This is a genomic window from Nocardioides bruguierae (assembly GCF_023656415.1).
Taxonomy (GTDB): domain Bacteria; phylum Actinomycetota; class Actinomycetes; order Propionibacteriales; family Nocardioidaceae; genus Nocardioides; species Nocardioides bruguierae.
The window spans coordinates 198,093-224,092 of sequence record NZ_JAMOIL010000005.1; the positions used below are offsets into that span (position 1 = coordinate 198,093).

Sequence of the window (26,000 nt, forward strand, 5' to 3'; positions counted from 1 at the left end):
CACCGACAGCGGCCGACGCACGACGAGGCCCGGCCTCCCCCGCAGCGTGTGCAGGAGGGGCCGGGCCGGTGTCCCGGCCGGCGGACGCGGATCGGGCCCGCGCCGCCGGTCAGGAGGCTCAGCCGACGGTGAGCGAGGTGTCGTCGATGACGAAGCTGGTGGCCAGCGAGGAGTCCTCGACGCCGGTGAAGCTGATCGTGACCGTCTTGCCGGTGAACGAGGACATGTTGAGCGTCTTCGTCACGTAGCCGGAGGTCTCGTTCAGGTTGGAGTAGGTCGCCAGCGTGGTGCTGCCGGCCTTCACCGTGAGCTTGTCGTAGGCGGTGCTCGTGGTGGTCTCCGAGGAGGAGACGTAGAGCTTGAACGACAGGCTGGCGCTGGTGCCGGACGGGATGGTGACCGTCTGGCTCAGGGTGTCGGTGTGGCTGCTGCCGTAGCCGTTCAGCCACGCCTTGTAGGAGCCGGTCGCGGCCGGGGCCGAGGTGCTGGAGGTGATGACGCCGGAGGACGCCGTCCAGGAGACGTTGCCGGACTCGAAGCCGGGGTTGAGCAGCAGGTTCGAGCCGGTCGGCGGGTCGACCGGGTCGGTGCCGCCACCGGAGCCGGTGAAGTCGTTCGACAGCAGCAGGTTCGGGGAGCCGTTGACGCCCGAGATCTTGTTCGGGGTCGCGGCGCCGAGCAGCGCGTTGGTCACGGTGCTCGGGGAGGCCGAGGTGTGGTCCTCCAGGTAGAGCGCGGCCACGCCGGCGACGTGCGGGGTCGCCATCGAGGTGCCCGAGATCGTGTTCGTGGCCGTGTTCGAGGTGTACCAGGCCGAGGTGATGGAGGAGCCCGGCGCCAGGATGTCGACGCAGGAGCCGTAGTTGGAGTAGCTGGCCAGCGAGTCGCTGCTGGTGGTCGCACCGACGGTGATCGCCGAGGAGACGCGGGCGGGCGAGCCGTTGCAGGCGTTCGTGGACTCGTTGCCGGCGGCGACCGCGTAGGTGACGCCGTCGGAGATGGAGGCGGCCACCGCGTTGTCGAGCGTGGTGGAGACGCCGCCACCGAGGCTCATGTTGGCGACGGCCGGGCCGGAGGTGTGGTTGGAGGTCACCCAGTCGACGCCAGCGATGACGCCGGAGGTGGTGCCGGAGCCGCTGCAGTCGAGCACGCGGACGGGCACGATCGTGACGCCCTTGGCCACGCCGTAGGTCGAGCCACCGACGGTGCCCGCGACGTGGGTGCCGTGGCCGTTGCAGTCGGTGGTGCCGTTGCCGTCGGAGATGGCGGTGTAGCCCGAGACGACGCGGCCGGAGAACTGGCTGTGCGAGCTGAGCACGCCGGTGTCGATGATGTAGGCCTTCACGCCGGCGCCGGTGGCGTCGTAGGTGTAGGTGCCGTCCAGCGGCAGGCTGTCCTGGTCGATGCGGTCCAGGCCCCAGGTGGCGCCGGACTGGGTCGCGTCGATGGAGATCTCCCGGTCGGCCTCGACGTAGGCGACGTTCGGGTTGTTGCGCATGCGGGTCAGCGCCTCGCCGGTCAGGGTGGCCGAGAAGCCGTCCGCGACCGTGCGGAAGGTGTCGCTGACCTCGGCGCCGCGGGCCACGGCCTGGCCACGGGTCGCGCGCAGCTGCTTGGTGGTGGCGCCGTCCTTGAGGACGACGATGTAGTCGCCGTCGATGACGCCGGAGCGGTTCGCGCCGACCAGGGGCGCCTTGTCGCTGCGCTCGGCGGTGGCGGGGGTGCGCTGGCCCGACTTCTGGCCGTCGGCCTTGTCCGTGCCCGCGTCGGCGGCCTGGGCGGTGCCCAGTCCGCTGAGGGCGGCCACGGAGGTGGTGAGCAGGGCGGCGGTGGCTGCCGTGCCGAGGGCGCGACGCCGGCGTGTGGCGCGCGTGGTGCGGTCCGTCATGAGATGTGTGCTCCCGAGAAGTGGTCCGCGCCCGACAGGGTGCCGGGCGGTCGGCACCGCGGCCCGAGCCGCGGTGCGTGACGGAGAACCTAGGACGGGGCCGTGCACGGCGGGAGGGGGTGAGCGGTGCACCTTTTCGCAGCGCGAGAAACTGCAACTCTTCCCTCCGTGGATGCCGCCGACCGCAGACCCTCCGGCCCTCGGCGTCGACGCCCGACGAACATCGCCCAGCTCCCTTGTCAAGCGGCGCCTGCACGTGGCACCGTCCGCCCATGGGCTACCTGGTGACCACGCGCGGACGGCTGCGGCTGCCGGCCACGCAGGAGAACGACGCGTTCCACGCCGCGGTGCAGGCGATGACCGGGCGCGACGGCTGGTTCCACCCCGACGACGAGCCCGCCACCTCCTTGGCCGACCTGGCGACCTACGCCGCCGCCTCGCTCGAGCGTGAGGGCGACCTGCTGGTGCTGGCCACCGACGAGGACGGCGACCCGAAGTGGTCGGCCCAGGCGACCGCCTTCTACGTCGCGCTCGCCCCGTTCGTGGGCGACGGAGTGGTCTCGTTCATCGGCGAGGACGAGGAGACCTGGACCTACACCTACGCGGCCGACGGCCTGACCCAGAACGGCGTCAACGGGTGGGACGGGGCGGCCGAGCCGTTCGGCGAGCCGGCGCCGGACGAGCAGCCCGCCCCCGCCCCCGCGCCGCGAGCGAGACGGCGCTGGTTCGGACGCGGCTGATGGCGGTCGACCGCTCGCGCATCAGGGTCAAGGCGTTCGCGGTGCTCCTGCACCCCGACGGCACCCGGCACGCGGTGTCGCGGATGTCGACCACCGAGCACCCGACGCTCCACCGGCCGCTCGGCGGCTCCGTCGAGCTCGGGGAGCCGGCGCTGGACGCGGCCGTGCGCGAGATCCGCGAGGAGCTGGACGCCACGCTCGTCGAGCCGCGGCTGCTCGGCGTCCTGGAGAACGTCTTCACCATCGACGGCGAGCTCGGCCACGAGGTGGTCTTCGTGCACCTCGGTCACCTGGCGGAGGCCGACGCCGTGCCCGACGAGGGCCGCCCGTTCACCGACGGCGACGTGCCGTGCTGGGTCGAGTGGCGGCCGGTCGCCGGGGACCCGGAGGTCCCGCTGTTCCCGACCGGGCTGCAGGAGATGCTCGAGGAGCACCTGGCGCGAGGCCGGGCTGCTCGAGGGACGTGACACGTGCGGACGGCGAACCGGGCGGTTCAGGCGTCCGCACGTGTCACGATCCCTGGCGAGCGAGCGGGGATGGTCCGGCGTCAGACGACGCTGAGCGGGAGCAGCTTCTGGCCCGTGGGGCCGACCTGGATCTCGGTGCCCATCTCGGGGCACACGCCGCAGTCGTAGCAGGGCGTCCAGCGGCAGTCCTCGATCTCGACGTCGGCCGACCCGTCGGCGACGGCGAGCGCGTCCTCCCAGTCGCCCCAGAGCCAGTCCTTGTCGAGGCCGGAGTCCAGGTGGTCCCAGGGCAGGACCTCGTCGTAGTCCCGCTCGCGGGTCGTGTACCACTCCAGGTCGGTGCCGGTGCCGGCCAGCGCCTGCTGCGAGGCCTCGACCCAGCGGTCGTAGGAGAAGTGCTCGCTCCAGCCGTCGAAGCGGCCGCCGTCGCGCCAGACCTGTTCGATGATGGCGCCGACGCGGCGGTCGCCGCGCGAGAGCAGGCCCTCGACCATGCCGGGCTTGCCGTCGTGGTAGCGGAAGCCGATGGCGCGGCCGAACTTCTTGTCGCTGCGGACCTCGTCGCGCAGCTTCTTCAGCCGCTCGTCGGTGGTCTCGTGGTCGAGCTGCGCGGCCCACTGGAACGGGGTGTGCGGCTTGGGCACGAAGCCGCCGATGGAGACCGTGCAGCGCACGTCGTTGCGCCCGGAGACCTCGCGGCCCTTGGCGATGACCTTCTTGGCCAGCTCCGCGATCTGCAGGACGTCCTCGTCGGTCTCGGTCGGCAGGCCGCACATGAAGTAGAGCTTCACCTGGCGCCAGCCGTGCCCGTAGGCGGTCGAGACCGTCCGGATCAGGTCCTCCTCGGTGACCATCTTGTTGATCACCTTGCGCATCCGCTCGGAGCCGCCCTCGGGCGCGAACGTGAGGCCGGAGCGGCGTCCGTTGCGCGAGAACTCGTTGGCCAGCGTGATGTTGAAGGCGTCCACGCGCGTGGAGGGCAGCGAGAGCGAGACGTTCTGGCCCTCGTAGCGGTCGGCCAGGCCGGAGGCGACGTCGCCGATCTCGGTGTGGTCGGCCGAGGACAGCGAGAGCAGCCCGACCTCCTCGAAGCCGGTCTGCCGGATGCCGTTCTCGACCATGTTGCCGATGGTCTCGATCGAGCGCTCGCGCACGGGGCGGGTGATCATGCCGGCCTGGCAGAAGCGGCAGCCGCGGGTGCACCCGCGAAAGATCTCCACGCTGAAACGCTCGTGCACGGTCTCGGCCAGCGGCACGAGCGGCTTGGCCGGGTACGGCCAGGCGTCGAGGTCCATGAGCGTGTGCTTCTTGACCCGGAACGGGATGCCCGGCTTGTTCGGGACGACGGCCTCGATCGTGGCGTCCGCGGCGTAGGTGACGTCGTAGAGCTGGGGGACGTAGATGTTGCCCGTGACCGCCATGCGGCGCAGCAGCTCGTCGCGGCCGCCCGGGCGGCCCTCGGTCTTCCACTCGCGCACGATCTCGGAGATCGCGAGCACGACCTCCTCGCCGTCGCCGAGCACGGCCGCGTCGATGAAGTCGGCGATCGGCTCGGGGTTGAACGCGGCGTGACCGCCGGCCAGCACGACCGGGTGGTCCTCGGTGCGGTCGACGGCGTGCAGCGGGATGCCGGCCAGGTCGAGCGCGTTGAGCATGTTCGTGTAGCCGAGCTCGGTGGAGAACGAGAGGCCGAGCACGTCGAAGTCGCGGACCGGGCGGTGGCCGTCCACGGTGAACTGCGGGATCGCGTTGTCCCGCATCACCTTCTCCATGTCGGGCCACACCGCGTAGGTGCGCTCGGCGACGATCCAGTCCCGCTCGTTGAGGATCTCGTAGAGGATCTGCACGCCCTGGTTGGGCAGCCCGACCTCGTAGGCGTCGGGGTACATCAGCGCCCAGCGGACGGTCTCGCCACCCTCCTCGGACTGCGCGGCGCAGTCCCAGTCCTTCAGCGTCGCGTTGAGCTCGCCGCCCACGTACTGGATCGGCTTCGACACGCTCGGCAGCAGCGGCTCGAGCCGGGCGAAGACGGACTCGCCCCGAGCAGCGGTGACGGACGGCGCGGACATGGGCGCTCCCTCGTGGAGGTAGACAGCGGGTGGATCAGCGCTCAAGCGTACGCGCGTGAGCAGGTCCGGCCCACTTCCGCCAGGGCCGGTCGTCCGTGGTGCGCCGGGTCACTCCCCCGCCGGCGCCGTCCGCGCCCCTCGCTCCGCGGCCGCCGAGGTGGCGCGCAGCTCCACGCGGGGCATGAGCAGCAGCACCAGGAAGGCGATCACCGCCACGCCGGAGGCCACCAGGAACACCTGGTCCATGGACGTGGCGAAGCCGGCGCGGATGGGGTGGGCCAGCGCGTCCGGCAGGGTCGAGAGCACCGACGAGTCGTCCTGCACGGAGGCGACGACGCTCGGGTCGAACCCGCCGTTGGCCTCGGCCGCGGCCTGGAACTCGGGCGAGCTCGCCGCCGCGTCCAGCTCCGTCTCGATGTTGCCGCCCACCGTGGAGAAGAGGACGGAGAGGAAGACCGCGACACCCAGCGTGCCGCCGATCTGGCGGAAGAAGGTGGCGGACGAGGTGGCCACGCCGATCTCGCGCGGGGAGACCGCCGACTGCACCGCCAGGAGCAGCGGCTGCATGCAGTTGCCCAGCCCGAACCCGAGCACGAACATCGGGACCATCACCAGCCACAGCGCGGTGTCGGCGGTGGTGAAGGACAGGGCGAAGAGGCCGACCACGACGAGCGCGGAGCCCACGATCGGGAACGGCCGGACGTTGCCGGTGCGCGAGATCGCGATGCCCGAGCCCATCGCCGCGCTCATGATGCCGAGCACCATCGGCAGCATCAGGAAGCCCGACTCGGTCGGCGAGGCACCGTGGACGATCTGCATGTACAGCGGCAGCACCAGGATGCCGCCGAACATGGCGGCGCCGATGACGATGCTGGCCACGACGGTCACCGAGACCGCGCGCAGCCGCAGCAGGCGCAGCGGGAACAGCGCGGACTCCTTCATCACGCGCTCGACCAGGAAGAACGCGACCAGGCCGATGCCGCCGACCACGAAGCAGGCCAGCGAGCGGCCGGAGTCCCAGCCCCACTCACGGCCCTGCTCGGCCACGGTCAGCAGCGGCACCAGGCCGACGACGAGCGCCAGGGCGCCCCACCAGTCGATGCGGATCCTGTGGTCGGGGGCGTCGTGGTGGACGTGCAGGGTGCGGAAGACGACGAACAGCGCGATCGCGCCGATCGGCACGTTGACGAGGAAGACCCAGCGCCAGCCGGACATGCCCAGCAGCGTGTCCTGGCCGGCCAGGAAGCCGCCGATGACGGGCCCGAGCACCGAGGAGGTGCCGAAGACGGCCATGAAGTAGCCGGAGTACTTCGCGCGCTCACGGGGGCTGACGACGTCCCCGATGATCGCCAGCACGAGCGTGAACAGACCGCCCGCGCCCAGGCCCTGGATCGCGCGGTAGACCGCGAGGGAGTACATCGAGGTGGCCAGCGTGCACAGGGCCGAGCCGATGACGAAGATGCTGATCGCGAACATGAACAGCTTCTTGCGACCGTAGAGGTCCCCGAGCTTGCCGTAGATCGGCGTCGTGATCGTCATGGTGATCAGGTAGGCCGTGGTCGCCCACGCCTGGATCGAGAGACCGTTGAGGTCGTCCGCGATCGTGCGGATCGCCGTGGAGACGATCGTCTGGTCCAGGGCGCCCAGGAACATGCCGAGCATGAGCCCGGACATGATCGTGAGGATCTGGGCGTGGGTGTACTCGCCGGTGGGCTCGCTGGCCGGCTCTGCTGTCGTTGCCATCAGCAACGAGGGTAGGCCCTCCCGGTGACAGCGCGGTGCGAGACCGCCACCGCGATCGCCGCCGCGATCGCCGTTGCACCACCTCACTAGGTTTCATGCCATGACCGCCACGACGGCCCGCCCGGGTCGCCCCTCCTGGACCACCCTCGTCCCGCCCGTCGCCGTCCTCGTCCTCGTCGCCACGTGGACGCGGCACGAGAGTCCGTGGGTGCTGACGCTGATCGCGGTGCTCCTGGTCGGCGCGGTGCTGGCCGCCGTCCACCACGCGGAGGTCGTGGCGCACCGGGTGGGCGACCCCTACGGCTCACTGGTGCTCGCGGTGGCGGTGACCATCATCGAGGTGGGTCTCATCGTGATGCTCATGGTCGGCGGTGGTGACGGAGCCTCCACCTACGCCCGCGACACCGTCTTCGCCGCGGTGATGATCACCCTCAACGGCATCGTCGGCCTCTCCCTGCTCGTCGGCGCGACGCGGCACGGGCTGGCCAGCTACAACGCCTCCGGCTCGGGCTCGGCGCTCACCACCGTCGTGGCGCTGGCCAGCGTGTGCCTGGTGCTGCCCGGCTTCACCGTCTCCGAGGCGGGTTATGAGTACTCCGCCTCGCAGCTCGCGTTCGCCGCGGTCGTCTCGCTCACGCTCTACGTCGCGTTCGTGCTCACGCAGACGGTGGGGCACCGCGACTTCTTCCTGCCGGTCTCCTCGGACGAGCTGGGCCGCATGACCGGTGTCCTCGACGAGGACGGCGACGGGCACGCCGACCCGCCCACGGCGCGCGCGGCCTGGGTGAGCGTCGGGCTGCTGGTCGCCGCGCTGGTCGCGGTGGTGGGCCTGGCCAAGCTCCTCTCCCCCACGATCGAGGACGTCGTGGCGGCCGCGGGCTTCCCGGCCCCCGTCGTCGGCGTGGTGATCGCGCTGCTGGTGCTGGCGCCGGAGTCGATCGCCGCCGTCCGCCACGCGGCGCGCGACCGCGTGCAGATCAGCCTGAACCTGGCCTACGGCTCGGCGATGGCCTCGATCGGCCTGACCATCCCGGCGATCGCCGTGGCCTCGATCTGGCTCGACGGCCCGCTCGAGCTGGGCCTGGGCCCCACCCAGATCGTGCTGCTGACGATCTCCGTGGTGGTCTCGGTGCTCACCGTCGTGCCCGGCCGCGCCAAGGCGCTCCAGGGCCTCGTGCACCTGGTGCTGCTGGCGACGTTCGTGTTCCTCTCGGCGCAGCCGTAGGCCCACCTCCAGGCGCCTCCGAGAACCTCGAGGCACCTCCACGCACCACCGAGGACGCCCCGGCGCGACGCGCCGGGGCGTCCTTGTCGCTTGGCGGCGACGACCCGCGTCGCTAATGTCGAGTAATCCGATAGACATTAGAGAGAAAGAGGGACCGATGAGCCCCACCCCCCGTCCTCGGCCGAGCTCCGGTGCCGCGCCCCGCGTGGTCGTCGTCGGCGCCGGCGCTGCCGGCAGCCTGACCGCCCTGCACCTCGCCCGTGCCGCGCGTGCCCGCGCCACCGCGCTCGAGGTCGAGCTGCTCGACCCCGCACCTCGCTGGGCACGCGGCGTCGCGTTCGGCACCGACGACGAGGAGCACCTGCTCAACGTCCCGGCGGCCCAGATGAGCGTTCTCGGTGACGACCCCGGGCACTTCGTCGCCTGGCTCGAGCAGCACGGGCGCCCGTCCGAGGCCCAGCCGCACGCCTTCGTCCCCCGGCGGCGTTGGGCCGCCTACCTGGACGCCTGCCTGAGCGCGGAGGCCGGCACCGCGGCCGAGACCGTCCGGGTCCGGCACCGGCACCTGCGCGCCACGGCCCTGACCCGCACGGACGCCGAGCCCGGGCGCGAGGGGCGGGCCTGGACCGTCCGCGCCGGCGCCGAGGACGTCGCGGCAGACGCCGTCGTCCTGGCCACCGGGGCCCCGGCGGACCAGGTGGACTGGGCTCCGGCCTCCCTGCGGGCCTCCCCGTTCCTCGTCGTCGATCCCTGGGCCCCGGGCGCGCTGGACGTCGTCCGCCGCGACCGCAGCGGCCCGGCCGACGTCCTGGTCGTGGGCTCGGGGCTCACGATGCTCGACGTCACCCTGACCGTGGTCGGGGACGGCGCCCGCCCGGACCGCCGCGTCCTCGCCACGTCCCGCCGTGGCCGAGTCCCGCACACCCACCGCCGGCGCCCCGCCCTGCCCGTCGTCCCCGACGTCAGCACCTGGGACGCCGACCTCGACGCGGTCCTCGCCGCGGCCACCGCCCACCTGCGGGGCGTGGAGGCCGACACGGGCGACTGGCGCCCTGGGGCGGACGGGCTCCGGCACCGCGTCACGGTGCTGTGGGACCGTCTCGGCGAGGAGGACCGACACCGGTTCCTCGACGAGCACCAGGGAGCCTGGAACGTCCTGCGCCACCGCGCCGCCCCGGTGCCCGGTGAGGTGCTGGAGGGGCTGCTGGCCACGGACCGGGTCGAGGTCCGCGCCGTCCGGGTCCAGGACGCCGAGCCGCTCCCGCACGGCGGCCTCCGCGTGCGCCTCGACGACGGGACCACGCACGACGTCGGTTGGGTGGTCAACGCCACCGGTGGCGGTGGCGACGTCCGCCGCTCGCCCGACGCCCTGCTGCGAGACCTGCTCCGCGACCGTGCCGGTCTCAGGCTCGCCGAGCCCGCCACCCGCGGCCTCGGCGTCCGCACGGTGGAGGGGCGCCTGCGCGACTCCGACGGCACCACCGACGCGCCGGTCTGGACGCTCGGCAGCCTGCGCCGGGGCGAGCTGCTGGAGTCGACGGCGATCCCCGAGATCCGGTCGCAGGCCCAGGCGCTGGCCGGCGCCGTCCTTGACGAGGTGGCACCGCTCCCCCGCCGCCTCGAGGACGGCCGCTGGGTCGGTGGGCACCATCCCGTCGCCCGGCCCCGCGACCTGCTCGGGCTCCCCCTCTCCACCACCGCCGAGGCGGCCGCCACCTACAACGCGGGGCTGGAGCGCGTCCTGCGGCTGCAGTCCGGTGGCGAGACGCTCATCGCGGAGGCCGTGGCGCTGGACCCCGACCTCGCGGTCGGGCACGCGGCGCTCGCCCTCCTCGGCCACGAGGGCGGCGCCGAGGTGGACGTGTCCGCAGCCCTCGCGGCAGCCCGCTCCGCCCTGGCCCGACGCGGGGACGAGCGGGAGCGCTCGTTCGTCGCGGTCGTGGGCGCCCGGGTCGGGGACGCCTCCGCGGGCACCCGGGCGGGGGCGGCCGCCCTGACCCGGCACGTGTCCCTGCACCCCCGCGACGCCCTGGCCGTCTCGGCGGCCGTCCCGACGATCGCCTTCTCGGGCGTGACCGACCTGCAGCGGGAGGCCTGGGAGCTGGTCGAGGGCCTGGCACCCGCCTACGGCGACCACTGGTGGTACCACTCCCTGCTCGCCTTCACCCGGCAGGACCAGGGCCGGCTCGAGGAGGCGGGACTGCTCGCCGAGAGCGCGCTCGCCTGCGAGCCCGCGTCCGGCCACGCCGTCCACGCCCTCACCCACGTGTTCTACGAGACCGGCGAGCACGAGGCCGGCCTGGCCTGGCTGGACGGCTGGATCGGCCGCAGCGGGCGGGACGCCGACCACCGCGCGCACTTTTCCTGGCACGCGGCGCTGCACGAGCTGACGACGGGCGACCTGGAGGCCGTGCGTCGCCGCTACTACCGCGAGCTGGCCCCGCCGACGACCACCGGGATGCGGCTGCTGGTCGACGCCGTCTCGCTGCTGTGGCGCTGGGAGCTGACCACCGCTGCCTGGCCGGGTTCGGAGGACCAGGCGCTGCCCTCGGTCGAGTCCGCCCTCGCTGAGGTCGACCCGGCGCTCCTCGCCCGTCCGGGGACGCCCTTCGGCGCCGTGCACGCGGCCGTGGCGCTGGCCGCTGCCGGGCGGCACGACCGGCTCGATCGGCTGCGACGCCGCTGCCGCGACGACGGCGACCCCGTGCTCAGCGGCGTCGTCGCCCCGCTGTGCGAGGCCCTCGCGCACCAGGGGGCTGGTCGGTACGGGCAAGCCGCCGACCTGCTGCTCGACCTGCTGCCCAGGCTCGTCCTCGTCGGCGGGTCCGCCGCCCAGCGCGAGGTCGTCGAGGAGGCTCTGCTGCTCTGCCTGGCCAGGTCGGGACGACCCGAGCGAGCCGCCACGCTGCTCGACCGGCGGCTCGACCGGCGCCCGTCCGCCCTCGACGTCCGCCGTCTGGCCTCGCTGCGCCGGGTGGCGCCGGCCCCGGCCCCCGGTCGCTGACCCGGACGTGCCGCCCGTCCGGCCCCGCTCCCTGGGGAGCAGGGCCGGGCGGGCCTCAGCCGGCTTCAGCGGGCGGCGAGCCGGTACCGGGAGGGCCGCGGCGCGGTGGCCCGCAGGCGGATGGCGACGAGCAGGCCGACGGCCATGAGGCCGGCGAACAGCGAGGAGCCGCCGTAGGAGACGAACGGCAGGGGCACGCCGGTGACCGGCATGATGCCGAGGCACATGCCGACGTTCTGGAACGCCTGGAAGCCGAACCAGCAGGCGATGCCCGCCGCGGCCACCCGGCCGAACACGTCGTCGGAGAGCCGGGCGATCGTCAGCGCCCGCCAGACCACGACGCCCAGCAGGACGACGACGAGGCCGGCGCCCACCAGGCCCAGCTCCTCGCCGGCCACGGTGAACACGAAGTCGGTGTGCTGCTCGGGCACGAAGCCCGACTGCGTCTGGGAGCCGGAGAACAGCCCCTGCCCCACCAGACCGCCGTTGCCCACGGCGATCCGGGCCTGCTCCACGTTGTACCCGGCACCCAGCGGGTCGAGGTCGGGGTTCGTGAACGCCAGGAACCGGTCCACCTGATAGGCCTTCAGCACCCCGCCGGCCACGGCCGCGACCGCCACGGCCACGCCGGAGCCGACCAGCAGCACCAGCCAGCGCCGCGGGGCACCGGAGATGCCGAGCACGCCCAGCACGGTCGCGGAGAGGACCAGCATCGTGCCCAGGTCGGGCTGGGCGAGGATGAGCACGGCCGGCAGCCCGGCCACGGCGAGCATGAGCACCACCTCGACGACCCCGACACGGGGCCGCCAGCGCCCCTCGAGGCGGCGCGCGAGCACCAGGGCCATGCCCACGACCACGGCGAGCTTGGCCAGCTCCGAGGGCTGGAAGGACTGCCCGCCGAGCACCAGCCACGAGCGGGAGCCGTTGATCGTGGAGCCCATCACCAGCACCAGGACGAGGCCCAGCACCGCCCCCGCGTAGGCGACGGGCGTGAGCAGCCTGATCCAGCGGTGCGGCACGACGGCCACGGTGACGCCCAGGGCCAGCCCGATGACGACGTTGACGACCTGCTTGTCGAGGAACGCGGTCGGGTCGCCCCCGGTCAGCGCGTCCCGCGAGGACGTGGCCGACCAGATGAGCAGCGTGCCGATCGTGACCAGGCCGAGCACGGCGCCCACGAGCACCCAGTCGACGCCGCGCCAGCGCAGGACCCCCGCGCCGTCGGGGGTCGGGCGGGTGCCGGCGCCGCTGCGGGGCGCCGGGCGGGCCGTCGTCCGGCCGAGGACGGTGCTCACGAGGAGGCCTTCCCCGAGGAGGCCACCCGCGGCGGGAGGATGGAGCCGTCGTCGGTGAAGACCGGCAGGCCCTCGGACTGCACGACCCCGGGGATGGCGGCGGCGTCGGTGTCCACGTCCTCGCCGTCGACGCCGTAGAGCGCCTCCCAGATCTTGCGCACGGCGGGCCCCGAGGTGCCCGAGCCGGTGCCGCCCTGGCTGACCATCATCACCACCACGTAGTCGTCGGAGTAGGAGGCCACCCAGGAGGTCGACTGCTTGCCGTAGACCTCGGCCGAGCCGGTCTTGGAGCGGATGTTCACGTCGTCGAGCGGGAAGCCGGTCATCCGCCACGACATGGTGCCCTGGCGGGTCACCCCGGAGAGCGCGGTGTCGAGGTAGCCGAGCACCTTCTGCGGCAGGTCCACGGTGCCGACGACCTTCGGGCGGATGCGCCGGATGACGGTGCCGTCCGAGCCGACGATCGCCTTGCCGATCCGCGGCGCGAACAGGGTGCCGCCGTTGGCCAGGGCGGCGTAGGCGCGGGCCAGCTGGAGCGGGGTGACCAGGGTGTCGCCCTGACCGATGGCGAAGTTGGCCGCGTCACCGGCCCGGTAGGCGTAGCCGTCGACGCAGAACTCGGAGGCGAACTGGTAGAGGAAGTCGCTGGTGGACCTCGTCTGGGGCTTGCGCGCGATGCCGCAGTAGTAGGAGCGCATCGACTTCCAGTAGGCCCGCTTCCAGCGTCGGTCGGCGATCCGGCCGGAGGCCTCGCCGGGCAGGTCGACGCCGGTGGCCTCGCCGAAGCCGAACGCCTTGGCCTCGGAGACGAGCGGGTCCTTGGCGGTCAGGTCGCCCTCGTCGGAGCCGTACTTCTCCCAGAAGTGGTAGCCGACCCGGTAGAAGAACGTGTTGCAGGAGACCTCGAGCGCCCGCGCGAAGCCGATGAAGCCGTAGGCGCCGGACTCGTAGTTCTTGAAGTCGCGGTTGCCGACCCGGAAGGAGCTGGAGCAGTTCAGCTGGGTGTCGGTGGAGTAGCCGTGCGTCAGGGCCCCGGCCGACATGAACGGCTTCCACGTCGACCCCGGGGCGAACTGCCCCTGCGTGGCGCGCGCCAGCAGCGGGGTGCCGGCGGCCTCGGAGTAGAGGCGACGCAGCTGCTTCTCGGTGATGCCGCCGGCCCACACCTCGGGGTCGTAGGTGGGCTGGGAGGCCATGGCCACGACCCGGCCCGTGTCGGCCTCCAGGACGACGACGGACCCCGAGTCGGCCACGTAGTTCTTCTTCGTCACGGTGTCGAAGGTCCGGCGGGCCTCCGCGATCGTCGAGGCGAGCTGCTTCTCGACCACCGACTGCACCCTGGCGTCGATGCTCGTGACCAGCGTGTCACCGGGGCGGGCCTCCTCCTCGCCGCTCTCCCCCAGCACGCGGCCCTGGGAGTCGACGGTCACCGAGGAGGTGCCGGGCAGGCCGCGCAGCCACTCGTCGTACTCCTTCTCCAGCCCGGCGCGACCGAGCACGGAGGAGGCGTCCACGGAGGTGTCGTTGTCCTCGGTGGCGGTATCCAGCTCGTCGGAGGTGACGGCGGAGGTGTAGCCGAGCACGTGGGCCAGGTTGACCCCGAAGGGGCTCGGGTAGGAGCGGACGCTCTGCTGCTCGACCACGACGGAGGGGTAGTCCTCCGGCTGCTCGCTGATCTCCAGGGCCACGGCCCGCTTCACGTCCGTGGCCACCGGCACGGCCTGGTAGGGCGAGCCGTTCCAGCACAGCCCGGCGACGGCACCGCTGGTGCCGCAGTCGACCAGCATCTTCTCGATCCGGCTCGCGCGCTGGGAGGTCGCGTCCGCGACCCGCTCGAGCACGGTGGCCCGGTCGGCGGAGCCGAGCTTGCCCAGCAGGGGGCGGTCGACCGAGATGACCCACGCCAGCCGGTTGGCCACCAGCGTGCGGCCCTGGTCGTCGACGATGAGGCCACGGCTCGGCTGCGTCACCACGTCGCGCACCGACTGCGAGGCGGCCTGCGCGTGGTAGGCCTCCCCGTGCACGACCTGCAGGTAGTACAGGCGCACCAGCAGCGTCGCGAAGAGCGCGAGCACCAGGGCCTGGATGACGATGATGCGCAGCCGCGAGGTGCGCTGGGCCCGGGGCTCGTCACCGGGCACGGCGCCGGGCGGTCCACCGGGGCGCGGGTGCCGGGGGCCGGGGACGCGGCCGAGCTGCTCGCTCACGCGGTGCCCCGCTCCGGCGTCTCCAGCCGGCGCAGCAGCGCCAGCAGGGGCGGCAGGACCAGCGGCGTCAGCGCCACGTCCCAGGCCACCGATACCAGCACGCCCAGCATCAGGTCGCCGGTGGCCACGCCCGCGGGGTCGGAGAGCACGAGACCGGTGAGCGCGACGACGGAGGCCCCGACGAAGGCGCAGCCGGCGACGGTGGCGAGCGAGGAGAGGGCGGTGGGGCGGACGTCCGGGCGCAGCCGTCCGGCCAGGTAGCCGACGAGCACGAGGGCCAGGGCCCAGCGGCCGGCCACGTGGTCGGCGGGCGGGGCGAGGTCGACCAGCAGCCCGGCGGCGAAGCCGACCACCATGGCGGGGTTGGGGCCGCGGGCGAGCGCGACGGCGACGACCACCAGCAGCACCAGGTCGGGCACGACGCCGTGCCAGGCGACGTGGGGCGCCACGGTCACCTGGAGCAGCAGCGCCACGAGCACGGCCAGGCCGGTGGCGACGGCCCGCAGCGCGCTCACCGGTCGCTCCCCTGCGCGAGCGAGCCGGTGATCAGGCCGCGGGCGGAGTCGGTGCCCGTGGGCACGACGACCCCGACGACGTCCAGCGTGGTCATGTCGACGGAGGGGGCGACCTCGACGCGGATCGAGGAGTCCCGCACCGAGGAGTACACGTGGGTCACGCGGCCGATCCGGATGCCCGCCAGGTAGGGCGCGCCGTCCTGGGAGCCCCAGGTCAGCACCTCCTCGCCGCGGTCCGGCACCTCGGTGGCGTCGACCAGCTCGAGGTCGAGGGCGGAGCCGTCGCCGACCTCGCCGGTGCCGGAGAGGAAGCCGAGCGTGCCCGAGGAGCCCACCCGGGCGCCGACGGTGGACTCGGCGTCGGTGACCAGCAGGACGGTGGCGGTCGAGGCGTCCGCGCGCAGCACCCGGCCCACGAGGCCGTCGGTGGCGATGACGGTGGCGTCCTCGACGACCCCGTCGTCGGTGCCGGCGTCGATGGTCACGGTGCTGGTGAAGGTCTGGGCCGCGCCCCACCCGACGACCCGGGCGGGGACGACGGCGCGGTCGAGGTCGCCCGCGGAGGCGGCCAGCGCGTCGTAGGCGGCCAGCCGCTGCTGGTCGATCCCGGCGCCGGCCAGCTGGTCGCGCAGCTCGGCGTTGGCGGCCTCGAGGTCGGCCACCCGGTCCTCCAGCTCGCTGCGGGTGGTGAGGGCCTCCCCCAGGCTCGTCACGGGGCGGACGACGGCCGCGGTGGCCGTCTCCAGCGGGCCGACGACGTCCGCGACCACCGCACGGGCGGCGCCCACGGGGCCGTCGTCGGCGGCGAGGTCGAGCGTGACCACGGTGGCCGAGGCCAGCACCAGGGCCACGAGCAGCGAGCGCGAGGCCGGCCGCGCGGGCACCGGCCCGGCGGACCAACGACGCTCGCGGCGCTCGACGCGCGAGAGCAGGCGACCCGCGCCGAGCCGACCGCGCTCGCCGCGCGGCTCGGGGGCCGAGAGGTCGCGGAACGGGCTGCGGACGGCGGGCCGCGCCGCCTCGTCCCGGGCGAGCGCCTCGCCGTCGAGCGGGTCGTGGGGTGCGCCCTCCCGGGGGCGGCCGACGAGGTCCGTCACGCCGCTCACCGCCGCCCGTCGCCGACGAGGACCTGCTGGAGCGCCTCGAACTGCTCCACGCAGCGCCCCGCGCCCAGGGCGACGGAGGTCAGGGGGTCCTCGGCGACGTGCACCGGCATCCCGGTCTCGTGCCGCAGCCGCTCGTCCAGGCCGCGCAGCAGAGCGCCGCCGCCGGTGAGGGCGATGCCGCGGTCCATGATGTCGCCGGCCAGCTCGGGCGGGGTCTGGTCGAGGGTCGTGCGCACCGCGTCGACGATGGCGCTGATCGGCTCCTCCATCGCCTGGCGAATCTCGGCGGTGGACACCGAGACGGTGCGGGGCAGCCCGGAGACCATGTCGCGGCCGCGGACGTCGGCCTCGGGCTCGTCCGGCAGCGGGAACGCCGAGCCGAGGGTCGTCTTGACCTCCTCGGCGGTGCGCTCGCCCAGGAGCAGCGAGTACTCCTTCTTCATCCAGGAGACGATCGCGGCGTCCAGCTCGTCGCCGGCGGTGCGGATGGACAGGCTGGTGACGATGCCGCCGAGGCTGATCACCGCGACCTCGGTGGTGCCCCCGCCGACGTCGACGACCATGTTGCCGGTGGCCTGGTGCACGGGCAGCCCGGCGCCGATCGCGGCGGCCATGGGCTCCTCGACGATGAAGACGCGGCGGGCGCCGGCCATGTAGCCGGCCTCCTTGACCGCGCGCTGCTCGACGGCGGTGATGCCGCTGGGCACGCACACCACGAGGCGCGGCTTGGCGAAGGCGCGGCGGTGCACCTGCTGGATGAACCAGCGCAGCATCTGCTCGGTGGCCTCGAAGTCGGCGATCACGCCGTCCTTGAGCGGTCGGATGGCGGTGATGCCCTCGGGCGTGCGGCCGATCATCCGCTTGGCCTCGTGGCCCACCGCGAGGATCTCGTTGGTGGTGCTGTTCAGGGCGACGACGCTCGGCTCGTCCAGCAGCACGCCCTTGCCCCGCACGTAGACGAGCGTGTTGGCGGTACCGAGGTCGACGGCCATGTCGCGGCCGAGGAAGCTGTTCGCCATCGCTGCTGCGTCCCTGGGGTGTGCGGGCACCACGGGTGGAGCCCCCGCCGGGTGGCCGGGGCTGGTGGTGCGTGTGGGGAAGGAGTGCCTCCTGGGGAGGTCTCCTCAGGCTAGGGACGCAGCCTGTGATTCTCGGGAGACACGCCACAACGACACCGGCGGTGCGGGAGCAACCGTTCGCGCGTCACGAACCGTTGCCCACGCACCGCCGGTGGGTGGTGGTGTGGATCAGGCCATCAGGACTGGGGGAACCAGATGCCGATCTCGCGCTCGGCCGACTCGGGGGCGTCGGAGCCGTGGACGAGGTTCTGCTGCACCTTCAGGCCCCAGTCGCGGCCGAGGTCGCCGCGGATGGTGCCCGGGGCGGCGGCGGTCGGGTCCGTGGCCCCGGCCAGGCTGCGGAAGCCCTCGATGCAGCGCTCGCCCTCGATCACGATGGCGGCGACGGGGCCGGAGAGCATGAACTCCACGAGCGGCTCGTAGAACGGCTTGCCCACGTGCTCCTCGTAGTGCTGCTCGAGCAGCTCGCGAGTGGCGGTGCGCAGCTCGAGGCGGGCCAGGGTGTATCCCTTGGCCTCGATCCGGCGGATGACCTCACCGGTGAGGCCACGGGCGACGCCGTCGGGCTTGACGAGGACGAGGGAACGCTGGGTCATGCCCCGACCCTAGCGAGTGATGACCGCCTCATCGCAGTGAGGCCGCTCTCGCCGCCACGTCCGGGGGCACGGGGACGCCGGCGGAGAGCTCGTCGGTCACCGGCTCGCCCGCCACCAGCCGCAGCGGGACGTGCCCGCCCCAGACGCCCGCGGCCACGTCCTCCTCGTCGTCGACCGGGCCGCCCCCGCGCACCTTCAGCGACGCCTCGGCCAGCGGCAGGGCCAGCACCGCGGTCGCGGCCAGCTCCTTGCGGCTCATCGGCCGCAGGGTCGCCGCGCGACCGGGCACCAGCTGGTCGACGACCAGGTCGAGGGCGCGCACCCGCTCGTCGGGGTCCTCCACTAGCCGCAGGCGGCCGATCACCACCGCCGAGCGGTAGTTCATCGAGTGGTGGAAGCCGGAGCGGGCGGTGACCATCCCGTCCAGGTGGGTGACGGTGAGGCAGACCGTGCTCCCCACCGCCGAGGACAGCCAGCCCGCGGCCACCGAGCCGTGCACGTAGAGCGTGCCCCCCTCGTCCGGCCCCTGCCCTTCCAGGGAGCCCGGGTCCAGGGCGATCGCCACCGGCAGGACGACGGGGTGCGACTCCTCCCCCACGCCCACCGTCACGCCGAGGTGCCCGACGAGGGCCTCGCGCAGGCAGGCGTGCAGGGCCTCCCGGTCGTCCACGGCGCGGTGACGGCCGCGGGTCAGCGTGGTGCGGGGCGTGGGCTGCAGCGGAGTCGTGCTCATGGCACCATGCTGAGCCAGTAGTGGCCTGCCGACGAGTGGCACTTGCGAGCGATCTCGCCAGGCCACTTCGCCCACCCACGGAGGCCCGATGCCCACCCTCGCCGTCACGCTCGACCGGGCCCTCGGCACGCCCCTGGGCGCGCAGCTGGCCACCGCCGTCCGGGAGCGCGTCGGTGACGGACGGCTCGCCCCCGGCACCCGGCTGCCCTCGAGCCGGGCGCTGGCCCGCGACCTCGGGGTGGCCCGCTCGGTCGTGGAGCAGGCCTGGGCCCAGCTCGTGGCCGAGGGCTGGCTCGAGGGCCGCCACGGCGCAGGCACGTTCGTCGCCGCCGTCCGCCTCTCCCCGGACGCCGGCGCACGGCCCGCGCCCGCGCCCGCACCCGGCCCGGCGCTGCTGCGGCTCTCCGCGGGGCACCCGTGGGTCGACCCGGCGCACCACGCGGCCTGGCGGCGGGCCTGGCGCGAGGTCGGCACGGCCGCCCCGCCGGCCGGCTACCCCGACCCCCGGGGCGACGCGGACCTGCGCGCCGCCCTGGCCGAGCGGCTCCGGCGCACCCGCGGGCTGGCGGTGACCGGCGACGACGTCCGCCTGACCTCGGGCACGACCGAGGGCCTGCGGCACCTGCTCGCGGGGCTGCCGCCCGGCCCGGTCGGGGTGGAGGACCCGGGCTACCGCGCGGCCGTGGCGGTGGTGCGCGCCACCGGCCGCACGGTGGTCGACGTGCCCGCCCTCCGCCCGCCGGCGCGCGCGGAGGAGCTGGCCGGGCTGGTCGCGCACTACGTCACCCCGGCCCACCAGCACCCGCTCGGCCCGGTCATGCCGGCGCCGGCCCGCGCCGCGCTGCTCGCCGCCGCGCGCGAGGCCGGCACCCTGGTGGTCGAGGACGACTACGACTCCGAGTTCCGCTACGACGTCGCGCCCGTGCCGGCCCTGGCCAGCCTCGACCCGGGCCGGGTCGCGCTGCTGGGCACGGTCTCGAAGTCGGTCAGCCCCGCGCTCCGGCTCGGCTGGCTGGTGGCACCGACGGCGGCGCTGGAGCGGGTGGACGCGTACCGCGAGGTCACCCACGACACCCCGTCGTGGCCGGCGCAGCGGGCGCTGCTGAGCCTGCTGCGCGACGGCTACGTCGACCACGCCGTGCGCAGCGCCCGCCGGGTCTACGCACGCCGGGCCGCGCGCGTGACGCAGGTGCTGGGGCCCTGGCTGGGCGGCCCGGTCGCGGGCATGTACCCCTCGCTCCCCCTGCCGGCCGCCCGGGCCGAGGCGGCGCACCGAGCAGCCCGCGCGGCGGGCTACGACGTGCCGCTGCTGTCGGACGCGGCTCGCTCCAGCGGGGCCACCGGCCTCGTCCTCGGCTTCGGGGGCTGCACCGACGCGCAGCTGGAGGAGGCGCTGGCCGCGATCAGGGGTGCGCTGGCGTGACCGGGGGTGGTCCCGACGTGCGCTCCTCGCCCGTCCTCGTCCCCGTCCTCGTCGCCGCTCGGCCGCCGACCCAGCGTCAGGACTCGGTCGCGCCGCCCGCGGCCTGCTCGGCCTCGTAGGCGGCGAACGCCTCGGCCCGCTCGCGATCGATCTTGTTCGAGAGCCAGATGGCGGTGGCCCACAGCGCCGCGAAGACGCCGCCGAGGAAGAACATCGGGGTGATGAGCAGGCCCATCGCCACGGCGAGCACCTGCACCAGCCAGCCCACGGTGTAGGCCCACTGGTAGCGCAGGAAGCCGGTGAGCAGGATGCTGACCAGCGCCAGCCCCAGGCCCAGGCCGAGCGAGGCGCCGGTGGGCACGTCGGTGAGGGTGATGAGCACCGGAGTGGTGAGGCCCAGGGCGATGCCCTCGAGGGCCAGGATGGCGGAGCAGAGCCCGCGTCGGGGGGAGCGCATCAGTCCTCGTCCTCCCCGGACAGGGTGTCGCGCAGCAGCGCCTGGAGCGAGAGCTCGGAGAGGTCGCCGCCGCCCTCGTCCTCGGGCACCTCGACCTCCTCCTCGCCGCGGGTCAGGCGCACGCCGGAGCCCGTGCGGCGCGGCCGCTCCTTCGGGGCCAGCAGCGTGCGCGCCTCGCCGGCGGTGACGACCGAGCCGGTCACGAGCACGGCGCCGGAGCCGATGGAGGCACCGCCGGTGTCAGCGGCCTCGGCCAGCGTCGCCGCCGCCTCGATCGCGTCGGCCAGCACCGGGGCCACGGTCACCCGCTCCTCGCCGAAGACGCCGACCGCGACCTCGGCCAGCTCGGCGGCCGGCAGGCAGCGGTCGGTGGAGTTCTGGGTGACCACCACGTGGTCGAGCTGCGGCTCCAGGGCCACGAGCAGCGGCTCCACGTCCTTGTCGGCCATGACGCCGAGCACGCCCACCAGCGGGCGGAAGGTGAAGGAGTCCTCCAGTGCCGCGGCCGTGGCCTCGGCGCCGGCGGGGTTGTGGGCCGCGTCCAGCAGCACGGTGGGGCTGCGGCGCACGATCTCCAGGCGTCCCGGCGAGGTGACGTCGGCGAACGCCGCCGAGACCACGTCGGGCGAGAGCGCCTCGGACCCGCCGAGGAAGGCCTCGACGGCGGCGAGCGCGACGGCGGCGTTCTGCGCCTGGTGCGCGCCGTAGAGCGGGAGGAACAGGTCGTCGTAGCGGGCGCGCAGGCCCTGGAGCGAGAGGCTCTGGCCCCCCAGCGCCGGGGTGCGGGAGACGACCCCGAAGTCGACGCCCTCGGCCACGACCTTCGCCCCGACGGCCGCGGCCTGCTTGGCCAGCACGGTGGCGACCTCGGGCGTCTGGGCGGCGGTGACGAGGGTGGAGCCCTCCTTGATGATCCCGGCCTTCTCGTGCGCGATCGCCTCGGGCGTCCCGCCGAGGTACTTGGCGTGGTCGACCGCGATGGGGCCGACGACGGCGACGTCGCCGTCGATGACGTTGGTGGCGTCCCAGGCCCCGCCCATGCCGACCTCCACGACCGCCACGTCGACGGGGGCGTCGGCGAACGCGGCGTAGGCCATGCCCACCACGGACTCGAAGAACGACAGCGGGTGCGGCTGGTCCTCGTCCACCAGGCCCAGGTACGGGGCGACGTCGTTGAAGGCCCGGACGAACGCCTCGTCGTCCAGCGGCTCGCCGTCGACGCTGATGCGCTCGTTGATCCGCTCCAGGTGCGGGCTGGTGAAGCGGCCCGTGCGCAGCTCGACGGCCCGCAGCAGCGCGTCGATCATCCGGGAGGTCGACGTCTTGCCGTTCGTGCCGGTCAGGTGCACGGCCCGGTAGGCGCGCTGCGGCTCGCCCAGCAGCTCCATCAGGGCGGAGATGCGGTCGAGGGAGGGCTCCAGCCGGGTCTCGGGCCAGCGCGAGAGGAGGGCGTCCTCGGCCTCGGCGACGGTCTCGGCCGGGCGGGGAGCAGACGAGTCGTTCATGGTCCGCCCAGTCTAGGAGCGTCGGCCACGCTCACCCCATTCGCGCGCCCGCCCGCAGCACGACCTCGGTCATGTCGGCCAGCGGGCGGTAGCCCAGCCGCTGGTAGAGCGCGTTGGAGACCGGGTTGCCGGCGTCGGTGAAGAGGCAGACCCGGGCCCCCTGGGCCTCGCGCAGCGCCGTGACGTGCGCGGTGAGCGCGCCGGCGTAGCCGCGGCCCCGGTGCTCGGCGGGCGTCATCACGGGGCCGACGCGGCTGACGCCGAAGGCCGGCGGCGTGGCACCCACGGCGCAGACGGGGGTGCCCGCGACCTCCCAGACCCACAGGGCGTCGGCCTCCAGCCGACGCCGGACCCAGTGCTCGTCGAGGTGGTCGCCGGCGTCGCGGTGGGTGCGGCCGGCCTGGGCGGCCGCCTCGGTCTCGAAGCGGCCCAGCAGCGGCACCAGCCACGGCAGGTCGGCCTCGTCCGCGGCCCGGGCGGCGCCGGCGGGCGCGGTCGGGCGGACGAGGCGGTCCAGCTCGTAGAGCCGGGTCGGCACGGCCACCTCGGGCACCGTGCCGTCCTCGCGCAGCCGGGCCAGCTCGGCGAGCAGCACCTCGCAGGCCGGCACCGCCCCGTTGGCGGCGGAGGCGTCGTCGCCCCGGGCGTGCAGCGCCGCGGCGAGGCAGCGGGCCGCCTCGTCCGCCATCGGGAGCAGGTACAGCGGGTGCGGCTCGAAGGACGCCGTGCGCATCGCGACCGAGACCACGTCACCGTCGGCGTCGCGCACCAGCGCCCACCACGGCCCCCACAGGCCCGGCTCGCAGGGCAGCGTCGGCGCCAGCCAGGCGGCGGTGGCCGAGGAGACGACCGTGCCGAGCACCGGGTGCGCCTCGAGGTAGGCGGAGGCTGCCTCGGTGAAGGCGGCGGCGTCGGTGACGACCTCGGCGGAGAAGGAGCTGCTCATGCGCCGCAACCTAGGCCGGACGGGCCGCGACGGGCCACCGGATTCCGGGCCGCGTGGCGGACGGCGCTCCGCCCTGGTCGGAGCAACGGGATCGCCCAGGGTGTCCAGCCACTCGGCACCGCCGACGCGAGCCGGGCGGGGCGCCGTCCACGCTGGCGTCCACTTTACCGGTTTCTCACCCCCGTGGGCGAGGCGTGCGCCACGTCCGTCGGGCAGGCCGCCGGGTGCTCCCGCGCCCCTCCCGCACCCGTCCCGCACCGGCCCGTGGCCCGCGAAGGGGGAACGGGTTGGAGCCCGCGGTGGGGGCGAAACTAGGATTCGGTCCATGACCGACACCACGCAGGCCGCACCCGAGACGACGAGCCCCACCCCGCGGGCCGTCGCCGTACCGGAGAAGCCTGCCCTCGAGGGCCTCGAGGCGACGTGGTCGCAGGCCTGGAAGGAGGCGGACACCTACGCCTTCGACCGGACGCAGCCGCGCGAGAACGTCTACTCCATCGACACCCCGCCGCCCACCGTCTCGGGCTCGCTGCACGTCGGCCACGTCTTCTCCTACACCCACACCGACCTCATCGCCCGCTTCCAGCGGATGCGCGGCAAGTCCGTCTTCTACCCCATGGGCTGGGACGACAACGGCCTGCCGACCGAGCGTCGCGTGCAGAACTACTTCGGCGTCCGCTGCGACCCGTCGATGCCGTACGACCCGGACTTCACCCCGCCGGAGAAGCCCGACGCCAAGAAGCAGGTCCCGATCTCGCGACCCAACTTCATCGAGCTCTGCTCGCAGCTGGTCGAGCAGGACGAGCAGGTCTTCGAGTCGCTGTGGCGCACCCTGGGCCTCTCGGTGGACTGGAAGCAGCACTACACCACCATCGGTACCGGCGCCCAGGAGATCTCCCAGCGAGCGTTCCTGCGCAACTTCGCCCGCGGCGAGGCCTACCTGCAGGAGGCGCCGACCCTGTGGGACGTCACCTTCCAGACCGCCGTCGCCCAGGCCGAGCTCGAGGCCCGCGACTACGCCGGCGCCTACCACCGGGTCGCGTTCACGCTGCCCGACGGCGGCCCGGCCTACATCGAGACCACCCGCCCGGAGCTGATCCCCTCGGTCGTGGCGCTCATCGCGCACCCCGACGACGAGCGGTACCAGCACCTGTTCGGCTCCACCGTCGCCTCGCCGGTCTTCGGCGTGCAGATCCCGGTCGTCGCCCACGCCGCAGCCGAGATGGACAAGGGCTCCGGCCTGGTCATGTGCTGCACGTTCGGTGACCTGACCGACGTCACCTGGTGGCGCGAGCTGCAGCTGCCGGTCCGCACCGTCATCGGCCGCGACGGCCGCCTGACCCGGGAGACCCCCGAGTGGCTCGCCGCCGCCGAGGAGTCCTACCAGCGCCTGGCCGGCAAGACCGTCTTCTCCGCCCGCGAGGAGATGGTCGCCATGCTGCGCGAGACCGGCACCCTGGACGGCGACCCCAGGCCCACCCAGCGGATGGCGAACTTCTACGAGAAGGGCGACAAGCCGCTCGAGATCGTCTCCACCCGCCAGTGGTACGTCCGCAACGGCGGCCGCGACGCGGACCTGCGCTCCGACCTGGTCAAGGACGGCGAGCAGATCACCTGGGTGCCCGCCCACATGAAGCACCGCTACGACAACTGGGTCTCCGGCCTCAACGGCGACTGGCTGATCAGCCGTCAGCGCTTCTTCGGCATCCCCTTCCCCGTCTGGTACGCCCTGGACGCTGAGGGCGAGCCGGACTACGAGCACCCGCTGCTGCCGCGCGAGGCCGACCTGCCGGTGGACCCCTCCACCGACGCCCCCTCCGGCTACGAGGAGTCCCAGCGCGGCCAGGCCGGCGGCTTCATCGGCGACCCGGACGTCATGGACACCTGGGCCACCTCCTCGCTGACCCCGCAGATCGCGGGCGGCTGGAGCGTCGACGACGACCTGTTCGAGCGCGTGTTCCCGATGGACCTGTGCACCCAGGGTCACGACATCATCCGCACCTGGCTGTTCAGCCGCGTCGTGCGCGCCCACTTCGAGCAGGGTCAGGTCCCGTGGACCCACGCCATGCTCTCGGGCTGGATCCTCGACCCGGACCGCAAGAAGATGTCGAAGTCCAAGGGCAACGTCGTCGTCCCGACCGAGATCCTGGAGAAGTTCGGCGCGGACGCGGTGCGCTGGCGCGCCGCCATGGCCCGCCCGGGCCTGGACTCCCCCTTCGACGAGGCCCAGATGAAGGTCGGCCGCCGGCTGGCCATGAAGGTCCTCAACGCCTCCAAGTTCGTCCTCGGCTGGGTGGGCGCCACCGAGCTGCGGCCCTACGAGGTCTCCGAGCCGGTCGACTGCGCGCTGCTCGGGCGGCTGGCCGAGGTCATCCGCCGGGCGACCAGCGCGTTCGAGGCCTACGACTACACCACCGCGCTCGAGGTCAGCGAGAAGTTCTTCTGGGACTTCTGCGACGACTACCTCGAGCTGGTCAAGGAGCGGGCCTACGACAAGGAGAGCACCGGCGGCGCGTCCGCCCGGGCCACCCTGGCGCTCGCGCTGCACGCCCAGCTGCGACTGCTCGCGCCCTTCCTCCCGTACGTGACCGAGGAGGTCTGGTCGTGGTGGCAGGACGGATCGGTGCACACCAGCACCTGGCCGACCGAGCTCGACCTGGGCTCGGCGGCCGCTGCCGACAGCAGCGTCCTGGACGCCGTCGAGACCGTCCTCGGCGGCATCCGTGGCGCCAAGTCGCAGGCCAAGGTCAAGATGCGCGCCCCGCTGTCGCGCGTCGAGGTCACCGGGCCGGCCGCGACGGTCGCGGCCGCCGAGAAGGCCGCGGACGACCTGCGCCGCACGGGCACGATCACCGGTGACCTGGTCTTCACCGCCGCCGGCGACGACGCCGAGGTCTCCGTCAGCGCCGAGCTGGCCGAGGCCCCCCAGGAGGGCTGACCCTCCGGGGGCCTCGACCCCACGACGCTGGCCCCGCTGCAGCACGAAGGCCCGGCACCCCCTG

The 26,000-nt window shown here is 73.8% G+C and carries 19 protein-coding genes; 6 read left to right on the forward strand and 13 right to left on the reverse strand.

Features of this window, described 5'->3' with window-relative positions:
- Window positions 1–118: 118 nt before the first annotated feature.
- Window positions 119–1,888, reverse strand: a complete 1,770-nt coding sequence (locus M8330_RS05625) for a S8 family peptidase (RefSeq protein WP_250826528.1) — start codon at window positions 1,886–1,888, stop codon at window positions 119–121.
- A gap of 272 nt (window positions 1,889–2,160) precedes the next feature.
- On the opposite strand from M8330_RS05625, the gene M8330_RS05630 reads away from it, so the two are divergent.
- Window positions 2,161–2,628 carry a hypothetical protein gene (locus M8330_RS05630; protein WP_250826529.1) on the forward strand — a complete coding sequence of 156 codons (468 nt, stop codon included), beginning with the start codon at window positions 2,161–2,163 and terminating at the stop codon, window positions 2,626–2,628.
- On the forward strand, window positions 2,628–3,095 hold the full coding sequence (locus M8330_RS05635) for an NUDIX hydrolase (RefSeq protein WP_250826530.1): 468 nt from the start codon (window positions 2,628–2,630) through the stop codon (window positions 3,093–3,095). The genes M8330_RS05630 and M8330_RS05635 overlap by 1 nt, the downstream gene beginning before the upstream one ends.
- Before the next feature lie 80 nt (window positions 3,096–3,175).
- On the opposite strand, the gene M8330_RS05640 is transcribed toward M8330_RS05635, so the two are convergent.
- Both M8330_RS05640 and M8330_RS05645 read right to left on the reverse strand, forming a co-directional pair.
- The gene (locus M8330_RS05640) at window positions 3,176–5,164 is read right to left on the reverse strand and encodes a TIGR03960 family B12-binding radical SAM protein (RefSeq protein WP_250055481.1); all 1,989 of its coding nucleotides are present in this window, start codon (window positions 5,162–5,164) and stop codon (window positions 3,176–3,178) included.
- 108 nt (window positions 5,165–5,272) lie between these two features.
- Window positions 5,273–6,907 (reverse strand): MDR family MFS transporter, encoded by a 1,635-nt coding sequence (locus tag M8330_RS05645; RefSeq protein ID WP_250055480.1) that lies wholly within the window; start codon window positions 6,905–6,907, stop codon window positions 5,273–5,275.
- A gap of 100 nt (window positions 6,908–7,007) precedes the next feature.
- Between M8330_RS05645 and M8330_RS05650 the strand changes: the two genes are divergently transcribed.
- Together M8330_RS05650 and M8330_RS05655 are read left to right on the forward strand one after the other, a co-directional pair.
- Complete coding sequence (locus M8330_RS05650; RefSeq protein WP_250826531.1) at window positions 7,008–8,132, forward strand: calcium:cation antiporter; 1,125 nt, start codon at window positions 7,008–7,010, stop codon at window positions 8,130–8,132.
- Window positions 8,133–8,289: 157 nt separating this feature from the next.
- Complete coding sequence (locus M8330_RS05655; RefSeq protein WP_250826532.1) at window positions 8,290–11,136, forward strand: FAD/NAD(P)-binding protein; 2,847 nt, start codon at window positions 8,290–8,292, stop codon at window positions 11,134–11,136.
- 65 nt (window positions 11,137–11,201) lie between these two features.
- Here M8330_RS05655 and rodA read toward each other — a convergent pair whose 3' ends face one another.
- The 7 genes from rodA to M8330_RS05690 all read right to left on the reverse strand — a co-directional run bounded on the left by rodA (window position 11,202) and on the right by M8330_RS05690 (window position 18,667).
- Entirely contained in the window at window positions 11,202–12,431 is a 1,230-nt protein-coding gene (gene rodA, locus M8330_RS05660; protein WP_250055477.1) for a rod shape-determining protein RodA, read from the reverse strand.
- On the reverse strand, window positions 12,428–14,638 hold the full coding sequence (gene mrdA, locus M8330_RS05665; RefSeq protein WP_250826533.1) for a penicillin-binding protein 2: 2,211 nt from the start codon (window positions 14,636–14,638) through the stop codon (window positions 12,428–12,430). The genes rodA and mrdA overlap by 4 nt, the downstream gene beginning before the upstream one ends.
- On the reverse strand, window positions 14,635–15,153 hold the full coding sequence (gene mreD, locus M8330_RS05670) for a rod shape-determining protein MreD (RefSeq protein WP_250826534.1): 519 nt from the start codon (window positions 15,151–15,153) through the stop codon (window positions 14,635–14,637). Before mreD ends, mrdA begins: the two co-directional genes overlap by 4 nt.
- Window positions 15,150–16,259, reverse strand: coding sequence for a rod shape-determining protein MreC (gene mreC, locus M8330_RS05675; protein ID WP_250826535.1), 1,110 nt, complete (start codon window positions 16,257–16,259; stop codon window positions 15,150–15,152). Before mreC ends, mreD begins: the two co-directional genes overlap by 4 nt.
- Window positions 16,256–17,278, reverse strand: a complete 1,023-nt coding sequence (locus M8330_RS05680) for a rod shape-determining protein (RefSeq protein ID WP_250826536.1) — start codon at window positions 17,276–17,278, stop codon at window positions 16,256–16,258. Before M8330_RS05680 ends, mreC begins: the two co-directional genes overlap by 4 nt.
- A gap of 236 nt (window positions 17,279–17,514) precedes the next feature.
- A complete protein-coding gene (gene ndk / locus M8330_RS05685) occupies window positions 17,515–17,934 on the reverse strand; it encodes a nucleoside-diphosphate kinase (protein WP_250055469.1) in 420 nt (139 codons plus the stop codon).
- Between the two features lie 28 nt (window positions 17,935–17,962).
- Complete coding sequence (locus tag M8330_RS05690; RefSeq protein ID WP_284704284.1) at window positions 17,963–18,667, reverse strand: pyridoxamine 5'-phosphate oxidase family protein; 705 nt, start codon at window positions 18,665–18,667, stop codon at window positions 17,963–17,965.
- 88 nt (window positions 18,668–18,755) lie between these two features.
- Between M8330_RS05690 and pdxR the strand changes: the two genes are divergently transcribed.
- Complete coding sequence (gene pdxR, locus M8330_RS05695) at window positions 18,756–20,090, forward strand: MocR-like pyridoxine biosynthesis transcription factor PdxR (protein WP_250826537.1); 1,335 nt, start codon at window positions 18,756–18,758, stop codon at window positions 20,088–20,090.
- 76 nt (window positions 20,091–20,166) lie between these two features.
- Here the strand turns inward: pdxR and M8330_RS05700 are convergent, their stop codons facing one another.
- From M8330_RS05700 to M8330_RS05710, 3 genes are read right to left on the reverse strand one after another with little or no spacing between them, the layout of a single operon-like run.
- Complete coding sequence (locus M8330_RS05700; RefSeq protein WP_250055464.1) at window positions 20,167–20,547, reverse strand: DUF4233 domain-containing protein; 381 nt, start codon at window positions 20,545–20,547, stop codon at window positions 20,167–20,169.
- Window positions 20,547–22,052 (reverse strand): bifunctional folylpolyglutamate synthase/dihydrofolate synthase, encoded by a 1,506-nt coding sequence (locus tag M8330_RS05705; protein ID WP_250826538.1) that lies wholly within the window; start codon window positions 22,050–22,052, stop codon window positions 20,547–20,549. The genes M8330_RS05700 and M8330_RS05705 overlap by 1 nt, the downstream gene beginning before the upstream one ends.
- Before the next feature lie 31 nt (window positions 22,053–22,083).
- Window positions 22,084–22,998: a GNAT family N-acetyltransferase gene (locus M8330_RS05710; RefSeq protein WP_250826539.1), complete on the reverse strand. Its 915-nt coding sequence runs from the start codon at window positions 22,996–22,998 to the stop codon at window positions 22,084–22,086.
- Window positions 22,999–23,323: 325 nt separating this feature from the next.
- Between M8330_RS05710 and valS the strand changes: the two genes are divergently transcribed.
- The gene (gene valS, locus M8330_RS05715; RefSeq protein ID WP_250826540.1) at window positions 23,324–25,936 is read left to right on the forward strand and encodes a valine--tRNA ligase; all 2,613 of its coding nucleotides are present in this window, start codon (window positions 23,324–23,326) and stop codon (window positions 25,934–25,936) included.
- Window positions 25,937–26,000: the final 64 nt, after the last annotated feature.

Coding starts and splice junctions, on each gene's coding strand:
- M8330_RS05625 (WP_250826528.1), bottom strand. CDS start 1,888: ATGACGGACCGCACCACGCGCGCCACACGCCGGCGTCGCGCCCTCGGC.
- M8330_RS05630 (WP_250826529.1), top strand. CDS start 2,161: ATGGGCTACCTGGTGACCACGCGCGGACGGCTGCGGCTGCCGGCCACG.
- M8330_RS05635 (WP_250826530.1), top strand. CDS start 2,628: ATGGCGGTCGACCGCTCGCGCATCAGGGTCAAGGCGTTCGCGGTGCTC.
- M8330_RS05640 (WP_250055481.1), bottom strand. CDS start 5,164: ATGTCCGCGCCGTCCGTCACCGCTGCTCGGGGCGAGTCCGTCTTCGCC.
- M8330_RS05645 (WP_250055480.1), bottom strand. CDS start 6,907: ATGGCAACGACAGCAGAGCCGGCCAGCGAGCCCACCGGCGAGTACACC.
- M8330_RS05650 (WP_250826531.1), top strand. CDS start 7,008: ATGACCGCCACGACGGCCCGCCCGGGTCGCCCCTCCTGGACCACCCTC.
- M8330_RS05655 (WP_250826532.1), top strand. CDS start 8,290: ATGAGCCCCACCCCCCGTCCTCGGCCGAGCTCCGGTGCCGCGCCCCGC.
- M8330_RS05680 (WP_250826536.1), bottom strand. CDS start 17,278: ATGGCGAACAGCTTCCTCGGCCGCGACATGGCCGTCGACCTCGGTACC.
- ndk (WP_250055469.1), bottom strand. CDS start 17,934: ATGACCCAGCGTTCCCTCGTCCTCGTCAAGCCCGACGGCGTCGCCCGT.
- M8330_RS05690 (WP_284704284.1), bottom strand. CDS start 18,667: ATGAGCACGACTCCGCTGCAGCCCACGCCCCGCACCACGCTGACCCGC.
- pdxR (WP_250826537.1), top strand. CDS start 18,756: ATGCCCACCCTCGCCGTCACGCTCGACCGGGCCCTCGGCACGCCCCTG.
- M8330_RS05700 (WP_250055464.1), bottom strand. CDS start 20,547: ATGCGCTCCCCCCGACGCGGGCTCTGCTCCGCCATCCTGGCCCTCGAG.
- M8330_RS05705 (WP_250826538.1), bottom strand. CDS start 22,052: ATGAACGACTCGTCTGCTCCCCGCCCGGCCGAGACCGTCGCCGAGGCC.
- M8330_RS05710 (WP_250826539.1), bottom strand. CDS start 22,998: ATGAGCAGCTCCTTCTCCGCCGAGGTCGTCACCGACGCCGCCGCCTTC.
- valS (WP_250826540.1), top strand. CDS start 23,324: ATGACCGACACCACGCAGGCCGCACCCGAGACGACGAGCCCCACCCCG.